The 14210-nt window shown below is 65.9% G+C and carries 17 protein-coding genes; 9 read left to right on the forward strand and 8 right to left on the reverse strand.

The window, feature by feature from the left end; all coding sequences use genetic code 11:
* Positions 1-5 precede the first annotated feature (5 nt).
* Positions 6-986: an ADP-glyceromanno-heptose 6-epimerase gene (rfaD, locus tag HNR60_RS11630; protein ID WP_184257572.1), complete on the reverse strand. Its 981-nt coding sequence runs from the start codon at positions 984-986 to the stop codon at positions 6-8.
* 188 nt (positions 987-1174) lie between these two features.
* Here rfaD and waaF point away from each other — a divergent pair, with 188 nt between their 5' ends.
* A complete protein-coding gene (waaF, locus tag HNR60_RS11635; RefSeq protein ID WP_184257574.1) occupies positions 1175-2254 on the forward strand; it encodes a lipopolysaccharide heptosyltransferase II in 1080 nt (359 codons plus the stop codon).
* Positions 2251-2781 (forward strand): D-glycero-alpha-D-manno-heptose-1,7-bisphosphate 7-phosphatase, encoded by a 531-nt coding sequence (locus tag HNR60_RS11640; protein WP_184257576.1) that lies wholly within the window; start codon positions 2251-2253, stop codon positions 2779-2781. The genes waaF and HNR60_RS11640 overlap by 4 nt, the downstream gene beginning before the upstream one ends.
* On the opposite strand, the gene waaC is transcribed toward HNR60_RS11640, so the two are convergent.
* Positions 2748-3722: a lipopolysaccharide heptosyltransferase I gene (gene waaC / locus HNR60_RS11645; protein WP_184257610.1), complete on the reverse strand. Its 975-nt coding sequence runs from the start codon at positions 3720-3722 to the stop codon at positions 2748-2750. The two genes, HNR60_RS11640 and waaC, sit on opposite strands and share 34 nt — an antisense overlap.
* Positions 3723-3957: 235 nt before the next feature.
* On the opposite strand from waaC, the gene galE reads away from it, so the two are divergent.
* The 6 genes from galE (at position 3958) to HNR60_RS11675 (ending at position 9529) form a co-directional block, all read left to right on the forward strand.
* Entirely contained in the window at positions 3958-4971 is a 1014-nt protein-coding gene (galE, locus tag HNR60_RS11650) for a UDP-glucose 4-epimerase GalE (protein WP_184257578.1), read from the forward strand.
* Positions 4972-5415: 444 nt separating this feature from the next.
* A complete protein-coding gene (locus tag HNR60_RS11655) occupies positions 5416-7218 on the forward strand; it encodes an ABC transporter ATP-binding protein (protein WP_184257580.1) in 1803 nt (600 codons plus the stop codon).
* Positions 7219-7284: 66 nt separating this feature from the next.
* On the forward strand, positions 7285-7986 hold the full coding sequence (locus HNR60_RS11660; RefSeq protein ID WP_184257582.1) for a fumarylacetoacetate hydrolase family protein: 702 nt from the start codon (positions 7285-7287) through the stop codon (positions 7984-7986).
* Between the two features lie 82 nt (positions 7987-8068).
* A complete protein-coding gene (locus HNR60_RS11665; RefSeq protein ID WP_347339341.1) occupies positions 8069-8335 on the forward strand; it encodes a hypothetical protein in 267 nt (88 codons plus the stop codon).
* Between the two features lie 203 nt (positions 8336-8538).
* The gene (locus HNR60_RS11670; protein ID WP_184257584.1) at positions 8539-8970 is read left to right on the forward strand and encodes a nuclear transport factor 2 family protein; all 432 of its coding nucleotides are present in this window, start codon (positions 8539-8541) and stop codon (positions 8968-8970) included.
* Positions 8971-9115: 145 nt separating this feature from the next.
* Complete coding sequence (locus HNR60_RS11675) at positions 9116-9529, forward strand: hypothetical protein (RefSeq protein WP_184257586.1); 414 nt, start codon at positions 9116-9118, stop codon at positions 9527-9529.
* Positions 9530-9671: 142 nt separating this feature from the next.
* On the opposite strand, the gene HNR60_RS11680 is transcribed toward HNR60_RS11675, so the two are convergent.
* The 3 genes from HNR60_RS11680 to HNR60_RS11690 form a co-directional block, all read right to left on the reverse strand.
* Positions 9672-9845, reverse strand: a complete 174-nt coding sequence (locus HNR60_RS11680; protein ID WP_184257614.1) for a hypothetical protein — start codon at positions 9843-9845, stop codon at positions 9672-9674.
* Positions 9846-9976: 131 nt separating this feature from the next.
* Positions 9977-10459, reverse strand: coding sequence for a MaoC family dehydratase (locus HNR60_RS11685; RefSeq protein WP_184257588.1), 483 nt, complete (start codon positions 10457-10459; stop codon positions 9977-9979).
* Between the two features lie 11 nt (positions 10460-10470).
* Positions 10471-10926, reverse strand: coding sequence for a MaoC family dehydratase (locus HNR60_RS11690; RefSeq protein ID WP_184257590.1), 456 nt, complete (start codon positions 10924-10926; stop codon positions 10471-10473).
* A gap of 117 nt (positions 10927-11043) precedes the next feature.
* Between HNR60_RS11690 and HNR60_RS11695 the strand changes: the two genes are divergently transcribed.
* Positions 11044-11337 carry a DUF4282 domain-containing protein gene (locus tag HNR60_RS11695; protein ID WP_184257592.1) on the forward strand — a complete coding sequence of 98 codons (294 nt, stop codon included), beginning with the start codon at positions 11044-11046 and terminating at the stop codon, positions 11335-11337.
* 67 nt (positions 11338-11404) lie between these two features.
* Here the strand turns inward: HNR60_RS11695 and ychF are convergent, their stop codons facing one another.
* From ychF to HNR60_RS11710, 3 genes are read right to left on the reverse strand one after another with little or no spacing between them, the layout of a single operon-like run.
* Complete coding sequence (gene ychF / locus HNR60_RS11700) at positions 11405-12502, reverse strand: redox-regulated ATPase YchF (RefSeq protein WP_184257594.1); 1098 nt, start codon at positions 12500-12502, stop codon at positions 11405-11407.
* Between the two features lie 39 nt (positions 12503-12541).
* Complete coding sequence (pth, locus tag HNR60_RS11705; protein ID WP_184257596.1) at positions 12542-13147, reverse strand: aminoacyl-tRNA hydrolase; 606 nt, start codon at positions 13145-13147, stop codon at positions 12542-12544.
* 21 nt (positions 13148-13168) lie between these two features.
* Positions 13169-13891: a 50S ribosomal protein L25/general stress protein Ctc gene (locus tag HNR60_RS11710; RefSeq protein WP_184257597.1), complete on the reverse strand. Its 723-nt coding sequence runs from the start codon at positions 13889-13891 to the stop codon at positions 13169-13171.
* Positions 13892-14210: the final 319 nt, after the last annotated feature.

The following is a 14210-nucleotide window of genomic DNA, read 5'->3' on the forward strand; positions in this document are numbered from 1 at the left end:
TGTGGTCACCGGAAGCGGTCCTCGGCGTCGAGGAAACCCTTGACGTAGTGCGCCACCGCGTCTTCCAGCGCGGTGAAGCCGCCATTGTAGCCGGCGCCGCGCAGCCGTTCGCCTTCGCTCTCGGTGAAGTATTGGTAGCTGCCGCGAATGCTTTCCGGCATGTCGATATATTCGATGTTGGGCTTGGCGCCGAGCGCCGCATAGGCCGACAGGATCAGGTCGCGGAAACTGCGGGCGTGGCCGGTGCCGACGTTGAAGATGCCGCTGACCGACGGCGTCGCCAGCAGCCAGATCATCACCCGCACCACGTCGTCGACATAGATGAAGTCGCGGCGCTGGTCGCCGTCTGCGATGCCGGCGCGGTGCGACTTGAACAATTGCACCACGCGGCCGGATTTGACGTCGTCGAACCGCTTGGCCAGCACGCTCATCATGCTGCCCTTGTGATATTCGTTGGGGCCGAACACGTTGAAGAACTTCAGCCCGGCCCATTGCGGCGGCAGCCGTTCGCCGCGCGCGGCACGCTCGGCCACCGCGAGATCGAACAGATGCTTGCTCCAGCCGTAGAGATTCATCGGCCGCAGCTGTTTCAGCGCGGCGACGGACTGGTCGTCCTTGAAGCCCTGCTCGCCGTCGCCATAGGTCGAGGCCGACGAGGCATAGATCAGCGGCACGTGGTTGGCGGTGCACCAGTCCAACAGCCGCATCGAGAGCCGGAAATTGGTCTCGATCACCAGGTCGCCGTCGGTCGCGGTGGTCTCCGAGATCGCGCCCATGTGGATGATGGCGTCGAGCCTTCGGCCCTGCAGCCAGGCCATCAGCTCGCCGGGCGGCACGACATCCGCGAGCTGGCGCTTGGCCAGATTCTTCCATTTGCCGTCATGGCCGAGCACGTCGCACACCGCGACGTCGGCGCGACCGGCGTCGTTCAGCGCGGCCACGACATTCGATCCGATAAAACCGGCCCCCCCGGTCACCAGCAGCATGCATTGTCCTGACGTGAATTCGGAACTTGAGTGCCGCAGGTTTGCCTCAGTCCGCGGCCGCAGGCAACCCGAGCCGGCGCCGCCCGCGGCGGCAGGCACATGACGAAATCCCGGCTGGACGGCCGGCGGCAGAGGCGCTATCGGGCAGGCTTACCTCTCCCGCGCGCCCGAGCCTGGATCCATAAATAATGAATTACGCTTCATTGTTAGCGGGATTGGCCCAGGCCCAGGATCGTTCCGCAACCAGCCCGGTGCTGCTGGTCCCCTATATGTGGATCGGCGATTTCGTGCGCTGCCATACCGTGGTGCGGGTACTCAAGGACCGCTGGCCGGACCGTCCGGTCGACGTGCTGACCACCAAGCTGTGCGCGCCGCTGCTCGATTACATGCCCGGCGTGCGCCAGGGCATCGTCTGGGACCTGCCGCGCGGCCAACTCGCGCTCGCCCAGCAGCGGGCGTTGGCCGCCCGCCTCAGCGCCGAGCAATACGGCGCCTCGTTGGTGATGCCCCGCACCTTCAAATCCACCATCGCGCCCTGGCTCGCCGGCATCCCGCAACGCACCGGCTTCATCGGTGAGGTCCGCTTTGGCCTGCTGAACGACTGGCGCCGCGGCGAACGCGCGCTGCCACGGATGATCGACCGCTGCGCCGCGCTGGCGCTGCCAGCCGGTATCAAATTGCCGATGGACTGGCCCGAGCCGCAGCTCAAGGTGCCCGCCGACGAGATCGCCCGCTGGCGGCACGCCCGCGGGCTCGGCGAACGCACCGTGGTGGCGCTGGCGCCGGGCGCGGTCGGCCCCTCCAAGCGCTGGAGCTATTATCCGGAGGCCGCGAGAGCGCTCACCGCGCAGGGCTATGAGGTCTGGGTGATCGGCGGTCCCGGCGAAAAGCCGCTGGCCGAGGCGATCGTCGCCGCCGCTGGGCCTCAGTCCCGCGACCTCACCGGCACCGATCTGCGCGACGGCATTCTCGCCTTGGCTGCCGCCGATCTGGTGATCTCCAACGATTCCGGGCTGTTGCACGTCTCGGCCGCGATCGGTACGCCGACCATCGGGATTTTCGGCCCGACCAGCGCCTGGCATTACGCGCCGCTCAATCCGATCACCGCGGTGATCGAAACCAAGACCGATGTGCCGTGCCGGCCCTGCCATAAGCCGACCTGCCGCATGGTGCATCACAAGTGCATGCGCGACATTGCGGCCGGCGACGTCACCGATGCCGCGTTTCGCGCGCTCGCGGCCGCCGGTCTGCCGGCGGCGCAGCCATGAATGGCGTCGCGCCAAAACCCGCGGCGTTTCTCGATCGCGATGGCGTCATCAATTACAACGACCATTACGTCGGCACCCGCGAGCGTTTCCGCTGGATGCCCGGCGTCGCCGCGGCGATCCGCCGGCTCAACGACGCCGGCTATTTCGTTTTCCTGATCTCCAACCAGTCCGGCGTCGCCCGCGGCATGTTTTCCGAAGCCGACGTCGAGGCGCTGCATCGCTGGATGCTTGGCGAATTGCGCAGCCAGAACGCCCGGATCGACGACATCCGCTACTGCCCGTATCACCCGGACGGCGTGGTCGCGGCCTATCGCCGGCAAAGCGAGCACCGCAAGCCGCAGCCTGGGATGATCCTCGACCTGATGGCGTCCTGGCCGGTGATCCGCGACGGCTCGTTCGTGATTGGCGACAGCGCGATCGACATCGAGGCCGCAAACGCCGCTGGCATCCCCGGTCATCTGTTCGCGGGCGGCGATCTCGACGGCTTCGTCGCTCAGCTGCTCGGCAAATCCTCCGCCGCCGGCTGATCCAGCAACCGCTCGGCCGCGGCGATCGCCTGCGGCGCCGACGGCGCGCCGGCCTTGCCGCCCACCACCGTCATCGGCCCGGAGCCGACCGGCCCGGTCAGGCCGGGATCGGTGCTGATGAAAATCGCCACCAGCGGCACGCGGTAGGCCGCGGCGAGATGCAGCAGCCCGGTATCGACACCAACCACGATCGCGGCCCCCGCAATCACCTTGGCGGTGCCGTCGAGCGGCTGTCGCGGCAGCACCCGGCTGCCGGGAATCGCCGCGGCCAGCCGCTCGCTGCGCAGCCGCTCGGCCTCCGAGCCCCACGGCAGCACCGCCTCGATGCCGCGCCGCTGCAGCGCCGTGCCGAGCGCGATCCAGTCGGCTTCCGGCCATTCCTTCGCCAGCCGCGAGGTGCCGTGCAGCAGCACCGCATAGGGCACTGCGTCGTTGCGCGGCGGCCGCTGCAAGCCGTACTCGACCGCCCCCTCCGGCTGATAACCCAGCGCCAGCCCGGTCAACAGCCGATTGCGCATCACCGCGTGCAGCGTGCGGCTTACGGGATGAGTCACGTCATAGAACCGCGCGGCAAGCGGTTCGCGAATGCTGCGGGCGTCGTAGCCGTGGCGCTCGCCGCTGGCGACCAGCGCCATCAGCGCCGAACGGATCAGGCCCTGGGTGTCGATCACCTTGTCGAAATCCGACTCGCGCAGGCGGGCGGCGAAGCCGGCGACGTCGTGCCAGGTCGAGCGCTGAAAAATCTGCTTGCGCCAGCGCCGCGTTGCAACCGGGATCACCTCGGCAATCGCCGGATGCAGCCGGGCCAGAGGCGCAAACGCCTCCTCCACCACCCACGCGATCCGCAGGGCAGGATCGTTCCGCACGGCATCGGTCACGGCCGGCATCTGGTGCACCACATCGCCGAGTGACGATGTTTTGATCAAGAGAATGCCTGTCATCGACGCCATGAACTACACACTTACAAATGCTGCCGCGGAACCGGATGGAGTCCCGAAAACAGCGACGGTTCTCGTTACAGTTTGGCAACCATAAAGTCGATTCCCGAAAGTATTCGTCGGCAAACGCGGCCATGATTGGCAGCGATATACCGCTCTTGCACCGTTCGGCGAGAATTTATGCTGAGCCTCGCGTGGCAGTGGCGCGCGGCTTTGAAATTTTCACGGGGATAACCTGATGACAGTGCTTGTTACCGGCGGTGCCGGCTACATCGGAAGTCATATGGTGCTCGCGCTGGTCGAAGCCGGCGAGAACGTCGTCGTGATCGACAATCTGTCGAGCGGGTTTTCCGCGATGCTGCCGCAGGGCGTGCCGCTGTTCATCGGCGACGCCGGCGACGAGAACCTGGTCGAGGGCGTGATCGCCGCCCATGGCGTCAACGCCATCATCCATTTCGCCGGCTCCGTCGTGGTTCCGGCCTCGATGCGCGATCCGCTCGGCTACTATCAGAACAACACCATGACCACCCGCAACCTGCTCGCCGTCGCGGTGAAATGCGGCGTGCCGCGCTTCATCTTCTCGTCGACCGCGGCGGTGTACGGCAATCCCGAGCGGGTGCCGGTGCCCGAACAGGCGCCGACCCGGCCGCTGTCGCCCTATGGCTCGTCGAAGCTGATGAGCGAAATCATGCTGCACGACACCGCCGCCGCGCACGGCATCAGCTACGTCGTGCTGCGCTATTTCAACGTCGCCGGCGCCGATCCGCAGGCCCGCATCGGCCTCGCCACGCTCGGCGCCACCCACCTGTTGAAGATCGCGGTCGAGGCTGCCTCCGGCCAGCGCCCCAAGATCGACGTGTTCGGCACCGACTATCCCACCCCGGACGGCAGCTGCATTCGCGATTTCATCCATGTCAGCGATCTGGCGCAGGCGCATCGCGCGGCCTTGGCCTATCTGCGCCAGGGCGGCGCGCCGGTGACGCTGAATTGCGGCTATGGCCGCGGCTATTCCGTGCTCGAGACCATCGACGCGGTGCGGCGGGTGTCGGGGCGGAATTTCGCGGTTCAGGCCGCCGCGCGCCGGCTCGGCGACATCATGACCATGGTCGCCGACACCACGCGGATGCGTGCGACGCTGGACTGGACCCCGCGCTACGACGATCTCGACACCATCGCGGCCCATGCGCTGGCCTGGGAAGAGAAGCTGCTGCGCGACCGCCACGGCACGCTGCAGCAGGCACTGTCGGCCTGACTATCCAACGAGACGCGTGCTTTTTCTGCCGCGAGGCGTGCCCCGGACGCAGCGCAACGCTCCTCCCACTTGCTCGTGCCCCGGACGCAGCGCATCGCGCCGCGCTTGCGGCGTGGTGCGCTGCAGAGCCGGGGCCGTTACGGAACGTGGCCTTCCCAGCAATCCAACCGTGACAATCCAGAGGCCTTCCCTCGTAACGGTCCCGGTTCTGCGAAGCGGCACTGCGTGCCGCATCGCGCCCGGGACACGACAACGTTAGCAGCCTCGGCTGTGACGGCGTGAGCCCACAGCCCGTTTTTCTTCGTGACGGGTCCGCTCGGGCTCCGACGGACATCGGACAACAACCCGGAATTGGCTTGAAAAAACCCGCCATCGGGGGCAAGGAGGCGAGCGTTCGCGGCGATCGCCCGGGCGTTTGCTGCTTGGCCGTCAGATGGACCGCGGATGACCGAACCTCCACGCAAGATAACCGACGATCCCTATGGCGCGATGATTCTGATCCGCCGCCTGGTGATGGAACAGGGCGCGGTGTACTGGCGCCGCTATCTGATGGCATTCGGCATGATGGCGGTCGCCGCCGCCGCCACCGCGCTGTCGGCGTACCTGCTCGGCGAGGTGATCAACAAGGCCTATGTCGATCGCAACGTGCACGACATCGCCGTGCTGTCGATCATCACCGTGGTGATCTTCACCATGAAGGGCGCTGCGACCTACGGCCAGACCGTGATCCTGTCGCAGATCAGCAACGCCATCCTCGCCAACAATCAGCGCCGGCTATTCGCCAAGCTGATGAGCGAGAGCGTCGGTTTCTTTTCCGACCGCCATTCCTCGGAATTTCTGGCGCGGCTGTCGGCCGGCGCCAATTCGGTCACCCAGGTGCTGAGCCTGCTGATCAACGCGGTCGGCCGCGATCTGCTGTCGCTGATCGCTCTCGTCACCGTGATGGTGATGCAGGACCCGTTCATGGCGTTGTTCGGCTTCCTGATCGCGCCGCCGGCGCTACTGGTGATCCGCAAGCTGGTGCGCCGGATCAAGGGCCTCGCCCACAACCAGTTCACCGGCAATGCCGATATCCTGGAGACCATGCAGGAAAGCTTGCAAGGCATCCGCACCGTCAAGGCGTTCACGCTGGAACAGACCATGCGCGATCGCATCGACGCCAACATCACAGCGGTGCAGGCCACCGCCGACAAGATGGCGAAGGTCTCCAACCGCTCCAGCCCGCTGATGGAAACACTGGGCGGCGTCGCGATCGCCGCCTCGCTGATGTATGGCGGCTACCGCGTGGTGGCGATGGGCGCCACGCCCGGTCAGTTCTTCTCGTTCCTCACCGCGTTCCTTTTGGCCTACGAGCCCGCGAAGCGGCTGGCGCGGCTCAACATCGAGCTCAATTCGAGCCTGGTCGGCGCCAAGATGCTGCTCGAAATCGTCGACAGTCCGGCCTCGGAGCCCGACGACAGCGGCAAGCCGGCGCTGCAACTCAGCGAAGCGCGCGTCGAACTGCGCGACGTCAACTTCGGCTACCGGCCCAACGAGCCGGTGCTGTCGCATATGAGCTTCGTCACCGAACCCGGCAAGGTCACCGCGCTGGTCGGCCCCTCCGGCGGCGGCAAGTCCACCGTGCTGTCGCTGCTGCTGCGGCTCTACGAGTATCAGAGCGGCGAGATCCTGATCGACGGCCAGTCGATCCAGTCGGTGTCGCGCCGCTCGCTGCGGCAGCAGACCGCCTATGTCGGCCAGGACGTCTATCTGTTCCGCGACACCATTCGCGGCAACATCGCGTTCGGCAAGATCGGCGCTACCGACGAGGAAATCATCGCCGCCGCGAAGGCCGCCAGCGCGCATGATTTCATCATGAGCTTCCCGCTCGGCTACGATACCCCGGTCGGCGAGCACGGCACCCAACTATCCGGCGGCCAGCGCCAGCGGGTCGCGATCGCCCGTGCGTTGGTGAAGAACGCGCCGATCATCCTGCTCGACGAGGCCACCGCGGCGCTGGATTCGGAATCCGAAAAGCTGGTGCAGGCCGCGATCGACAAGTTGTGCCAGAACCGCACCACCATCGTGATCGCGCACCGGCTGCACACCATCATGAATGCCGACGCCATCCTGGTGATCGAGGGCGGCGAGATCGTCGAACGCGGCCGCCACGACGATCTGCTGCGGCGCGACGGCCGCTACGCCTCGTTCTTCCGGCTGCAACACCGCGAGGCCACGCCGGTGCTGCCGATCGCTGCATCGGCGTAATTCACCGTCGTCCGCCGGCGATCGCGTCGCGCTCGCCTGATCCTGTCCCGCATCGAAAGCCCCAGCATGACCGCATCGTCCACCGTGATCCCCGCCCCCGCGCAGCCCACCCTCGCCGTCAGCGGCGACAGCCGGGGCTTTCCGGTGCGGCGGATCTGGTGCGTCGGGCGCAACTACCTCGAGCACGTCCGCGAGATGGGCAACGACGAACGGCAGCCGCCGTTCTTCTTCGCCAAGCACGCCGACATGATCGCGCCGGACGGCGTCACGATTCCTTATCCGCCGCTCACCAAGGACATGCATCACGAGGTCGAGCTGGTGGTGGCGCTGCAGAGCGGCGGCCTCAACATCGCCGCCGAGCGGGCGCTGGACTGCGTGTACGGCTACGGCGTCGGCATCGACCTCACCCGGCGCGACCTGCAGCAGGCCTCGCGCAAGAAGGAACAGCCCTGGGAGATCGGCAAGTCGTTCGATCAGTCGGCGCCGTGCGGCGCGCTGGTGCCGGCCGCGACCATCGGCCATCCGACCACGGGCCGGATCTGGCTGTCGGTGAACGGCACCGAGCGGCAGGGCGGCGATCTGGCGCAGATGATCTGGAACGTGCCGGAGATCATCGCGAAACTGTCCCAGCAGGTGGCGCTCGGCGCCGGCGACATCATCATGACCGGCACGCCGGCCGGGGTCGCGGCGTTGCAACCCGGCGACGTCATCGCCTGCGGCGTCGACGGCATCGGCACGCTCAACGTCACGATCGGTCCGGCGCTGTAGCCCACGGCCCCGACGCGGCAGCCGTTGAACCTTTCGGCGGCTGCCGCGACCAATCCCCGACGGGGATCATTTGCGAGCTCGTATGACGATGAAAATCGCGCTGCTGGCGGCGCTGGGGTTGCTGCTTGGTCTGCTCGCCGGCGCCGCAGCCGGGATCGGAATCGGCCTCGTCTGGACCGAACTGATGAACAGTTCGCAGGAGTCCGAGAGCACGCTGGTATTCTTTACCCTGATGCCGCTCGGAGCGGTCGTCGGCGCGATCGGTGGCGCGGTGGTGTTCGGCGTGATCGCGATCGGCGACGGCGAGCTACGCATCGAGCAACGCCCGCTGAACGAACGCGAGTACTAATCTCCCGCACGCTACCCGATACGCGCTGATACCAATTACCGCCACGATTTTGCCGTGGGAAGACCTTAACAAAACCCATTGCAATTTCGGCGATTGACATTAGTTGAGGTGTCAATTGAGAGCGCAGCATTTCGGTGCGGACGTCAGAACGACTCCCAGAGCACTACTGCTGATTTGAGATCCAGTATTAGAAACGAGATCAGATGACAGAGCACAGTCTCTGGCGTTTTTCGCGCGCGTTGCATCGTGCCCTTAACGAACGCCAATTCGAAGTCCTTGCGCCGTTACTTGATGACGACGTCGATTGGCGGATGTATGGCCCGATCGACCTGTTCCCGTTTTTCGGGCAGCGGCGCGGCAAGCTGGAAGTGCTCGACGTCTGCCGCCAGGTCGCCGACAACATTCGCGTCCATCGCTTCGATCGTGAAGCGGTGATGCTCGGTGTGGACACTGCGGCCTCGATGATCCGCTATTCGCTGACCGCGCTCGACTCCAACAAGCCGATCAGCCTGCGGCTGGCGCATTTCGCCCAGTTCAAGGCCGAGCGGCTGGTCAGCATGCGGGTCGTGATCGACACCTTCGACATGGTCGAACAGGTGCTCGGGCATCCGATCGAATTGCCGCAGACCGCGTGATCGCGACATCGCCGACGTTAACCGCTCCTTCGAATGACCGAGGCGCCGCCGCAGATTGGCCGCGCTGCGGCCAAAATGCGCGGCATGATGGAGCAATGACATCGTGCGGGGGACAACGCCGCTCAACGCAACAGGGGAACAGCCGATGATCGCCACGCCAGACAAGATCGAAAATGCCGAGGTCGACGGCAATCTCGCCGCAGTGTCCGAAGTCGAAGCCGGCATCCGCGACTTCGTGCGCAACGACGTCGCCTATCTGCGCCGGCCGACGCCCGGTCTGCTCGGCGGCGAGCCGCCGATCGACGCCAGCGCCGAGGCCACCGTCAACAACGTCAATTCGCTGATCCAGCGCGTCGCCGGCACATCGCTGACCGAGATCGAAAATCTGGTTTCCGAACTCGAAGCGCTGCGCGATCTGCTGCATTCCGAAGGCCAGCGGGTGCAGCGGGAGATTTCGGGTTATGCGCAACTCAGCCAGGCGGCGATGAAATCGACCCGGATGATCGCCGACAACGTCGCGCAGTGGAAGCGCACCGCGGACAATCTGCGTCACGACTGACGCCCGTGATGCCGGCTGGCCAACGGCTCGCGGCATCGACTTTAATTCCTCCCAAAACGCGAATGGCCGGGACAAAGCCCGGCCATTTCAGTCTCGCAGATAATCTCGCACGATCCTGTTCGCCGTGCGAACAGGTGGTCGATCAGCGGTGGCTCACCCGAGCCGGCACTTCCAGCGAATACGCGCCGTCGGCGTAGCCCTTCACCACCATACCGGTGGTGATCATCACCGCCAGCGTAATGGTCGCAAACACGAAGCCCACGATCTTCAGCCCCATCCGATCCGCCACCATCGTCGTCCCCACCATCTCGTTCATCGTCTCGTTCAGTCCCACAAAGCCCGTCCTAGGTTCACAACTTGTTAACGGGGCAGCCGTTCCCTTCGCGATAACCGCGAAATGGATAGCATTTGATTAAAGTGTTGATTCGGCGCAACGACCTTGGTCGGTCACGACGCCGGGGCACGTCGTGGCACAAAAGCCGAGGCGAGGAAAGAGAAGACCAGCTCGTCGCGCTGATTCGTCCCGGTATGGCGGGCTTGCACGATTCCCCATTGCGGCCGCGTCTCCGAGGTGCGCAGCGATTCGATCGCGGTGGCGAAGCGGATGGTGTCGCCGGCCAATACCGGCTTGATCCAGCGCAGTTCGCGAAATCCCGGCGACGGCCCCCACACCGCGGGGGTTTCGCCGCGCGCCCGCGCCTCGGCGGCCTGGCGCTGGCCATCGGCGACCAGCAGCTTCATGCCGACCGCGCCGACGTGCCAGCCGGAGGCGGCGAGCCCGCCGAACAGCGAGCCCCGCCCGGCCTCCTCGTCGAGATGAAAGGGCTGCGGATCGAACTCTGCCGCGAACGCCTTGATCAGCTCGGCGGTGAAGGTGAACGATCCGAGCTCCTGGCGCTGGCCGACGACGAGGTCTTCGAAGAATTGCATGCTGCCCCCGCCTATGCCGCCGCCGGGGCGCGACGCTTGAAGATGATCGGCGTCACCGCTTCGAGCAGGGTCTGGCCGGAGGCGTTGCGAACCCGGCAGCCAAAGGTGACGATGCCGGTGTCCGGCCGGCTGTTGGAGACCCGGCTGCGCAGCACCTCGATGTCGAGCGTCAATTCGTCGTCGGGCCGCAGCGGCGACATCCAGCGCAACTCGTCGACGCCGGGCGAGCCGAGCGTGGCGCTGCGCGACAGAAAGCCGTCGACCAGCATCCGCATCATCACCGCGCAGAGGTGCCAGCCGGAGCCCGACAGCCCGCCCAGCATGCTGTGCCGGGCCGCCTCGTCGTCGAGATGCATCGGCTGCGGATCGAACTCCGCCGCAAAGCCGATGATCTCGGCGCGGCTGACGCGGCGCGGGCCGAAGCTGCCGAAAGGACCGGGGGTGAAATCTTCGAAGCTGAGGGTCATGCTGAGGAATGCCGGCGGGGAGCCCGATTGTGGCCGCTATTCGGAGTGATCACAAGCAGCAACACGCGCGTCCGGCGTCCGCCCGCGACCTCGCATGCACCGGCCGGGAGAACCAGAATGTTTGAGTTTCGCGATTTGTTCCAGTGGGACCGTTTCATCACGCCGACGATCATCAAGACGTTCTACTGGCTGGTGATCGTGCTCACGATACTGTTCGGGATCTCCGGCGTGTTCTCCGGCCTGGCGGCGATGGCGGTCAGCCCGTTCGGCGGCTTCATCCTGGTGCTGTCCAGCATCGCCAGCGTCGTCGTCGGGATCATTTTCTCGCGGATCGTCGCGGAGTTCGTGCTGATCGTGTTCCGGATCAACGAACACCTCGGCGCGATCCGCGATCAGGGGCAGTTGCGCTGAGGAGCGCTATTCCCCTACGAACAATCAGTTCCGTGCCCCCGGCGTCCGGGGCACGGAAGCGCCCCGCTTAGGTATTAAACCGGAAATGCATCACGTCGCCATCGGCGACGACGTATTCCTTGCCTTCCAGCCTGAGCTTGCCGTTGTCGCGGGCGCCGGCTTCGCCGCCGAACGCAATGTAGTCCTCATACGCGATGGTCTCGGCGCGGATGAAGCCCTTTTCGAAATCGGTGTGGATCACGGCTGCGGCCTGCGGCGCCTTGGTGCCCTTGGTGATGGTCCAGGCGCGCGCCTCTTTCGGGCCGACGGTGAAATAGGTGATCAGGTGCAACAGCTCGTAGCCGGCGCGGATCAGCCGGTCGAGCCCAGCTTCGTGCAGCCCGAGCGTATCGAGAAAATCCACCCGCTCGGCGCGCGACAGCGTGGCGATCTCGGATTCGATCTTGGCGGAAATCACCACCGCGACCGCGCCTTCTTCCTTGGCGCGCGCCATCACGGCTTGCGAGAACGCGTTGCCCTCGGCGGCGGAGCCTTCCTCGACGTTGCAGACGTAGAGCACCGGCTTCGAGGTCAGAAGCCCGAGCATGCCGAAGGCGCGTTCTTCCTCGGGCTTACGCTCGAGAAACCGCGCCGGCCGGCCGTCGCGCAACAGCACCAGCGCGCGGTTGACCAGCTCGAGCTGTTCCTTGGCGTCCTTGTCGTTGCCCTTGGCCTTCTTGGTCAAATTGTCGACGCGCTTCTCGAGGCTTTCGAGGTCGGCCAGCATCAGCTCGGTCTCGATGGTCTCGATGTCGTTGATCGGCGCGATCTTGCCCTCGACATGGGTGATGTCGTCATCGACGAAGCAACGCACCACATGGGCGATGGCGTCGGTTTCGCGGATGGTGGCGAGGAACTGGTTGCCGAGGCCTTCGCCCTTCGAGGCGCCCTTCACCAGACCGGCGATGTCGACGAAGGTCAGCCGCGTCGGGATGATCTGCTGCGACTTGCCGACCTCGGCCAATTTGTCGAGCCGCGGATCCGGAACCGCCACCTCGCCGACATTCGGCTCGATGGTGCAGAACGGATAGTTCGCCGCCTGCGCCGCCGCGGTTTCGGTCAGCGCGTTGAACAGCGTGGACTTGCCGACGTTCGGCAGCCCGACGATACCGCATTTGAATCCCATGACCTGTCCTGAAATCCGTTGCTTCCGACCGGCGCCGCGCTACGCAGCGCTCCCGTCGTTCTTGTCCAAAAATCCCTTGGCCTGCAGCGCCAGATGCACCTTGTTCTGGAACGTGGAGTCGCGGCCCTCGATCAGCGCTCCGGCGTGCTCGACGATCGCCTCGATCATCGCCTCGACCCACGGCCGCTCGCTTTTGGCGAAATCGTTCAGCACGTGGCCGTGCACCAGTTCCTTGGCGCCGGGGTGGCCGACGCCGATCCGCACCCGCCGATAGTCGTTGCCGACATGCGCCGAAATCGAGCGCAGCCCGTTGTGCCCGGCGATGCCGCCGCCGACCTTGACCCGCAGTTTCGCCGCCGGCAGTTCGATCTCGTCGTGCAGCACGGTGATATCGGGCAAGCCGAGCTTGAAGAAACTCGCGGCGTCCTGCACCGCGCGGCCGGAGTCGTTCATGTAAGTGAGCGGCTTCAACAGCGTGACGCGCTCGCCGCCGATGCTGCCGTCCGCAGTCTCGCCCTGAAAGCGACGGCGCCATGGGGAGAACCCATGACGCCGCGCCATCTCGTCGAGCACCATGAACCCGATATTGTGCCGGTTGCCCTGGTACTTCGCGCCAGGATTCCCGAGGCCCACCAACAGGCGCATGATGCGGCGGTCCGTGCCGCCTTACTTCTTCTTCGCAGCCGGAGCTGCTGCCGGAGCCTTCGCACCAGCCGCGGGCGCCTTGGCGCCGGCCGCCGGAGCCTTGGCACCAGCCGCAGCCGCCGCCGGAGCAGCAGCGCCAGCCGCCGGACCGGCCGCAGCCGCCTTGGCTTCTTCGGCGTAGCCGGACGGCGGCACGATGGTCACCAGGGTGAGGTCCTCGCGCGACAGCGTCTTGACGCCCTTCGGCAGCACCACGTCCGACAGATGCAGCGAGCCGCCGATGTCGAGCTGGGCGACGTCGGCTTCGATGAACTGCGGAATGCTCTCGGCTTCGGCTTCGAGCTCCACGGTGTGGGTGACGATGTTGACGGTGCCGCCGCGCTTCACGCCCGGCGCGGTTTCGGCGTTCTTCAGATGCAGCGGAACGCTGACGCGGATGGTGGCGCCGGCGCCGAGCCGCAGGAAGTCGACGTGGATCGGGAAATCGCGCACCGGATCGAGGTGGAAGTCGCGCGGAATCACCCGATGCTTCTGGCCGTCGAGCTCGACGTCGAAGATCGTGGTGAGGAAGCGGCCAGCCAGAATGCGGGCGCGCAGTTCGGTGTCATCCAGCGAGATGGTCACCGGGGGCTTGTTGTCTCCATAGATCACTCCGGGCACTCGGCCGGCGCGACGCTCTGCCCGTGCGGCCCCCTTGCCGCCTGCCGGACGCGCGGTCGCCTTCAATTCCTTGACGGTCGCCATCGTATAAGTCCTTGTTTAGGTGAACCGTTTCCAAGCGCGCCGGGGACCGGCGCGGATTCGAGACACGGCTCTGGTTCAAATGCGAAAGGCCGCAAAGCGGCCCTTATTCCACGGCGCAGCAAGCCTCCAGGGGTGCGGGGGCTGCGGACGTGCCGGGCTTTTAGCGCCAACGCCCCCGAAATACAAGAAGCCGGCGTCTTTTGCTGACATCAGATATGCCTCCGCGTTCCCGCGGCGCGGCGCGCCCGGGTTTTGCGGTGAACGTTCCGCCCTCTTGCGACGAGGGCGTGCGGAACGCCGGACGCGTGACGCGTCCGCA

It is taken from the genome of Rhodopseudomonas rhenobacensis (assembly GCF_014203125.1).
Classification (GTDB): domain Bacteria; phylum Pseudomonadota; class Alphaproteobacteria; order Rhizobiales; family Xanthobacteraceae; genus Rhodopseudomonas_A; species Rhodopseudomonas_A rhenobacensis.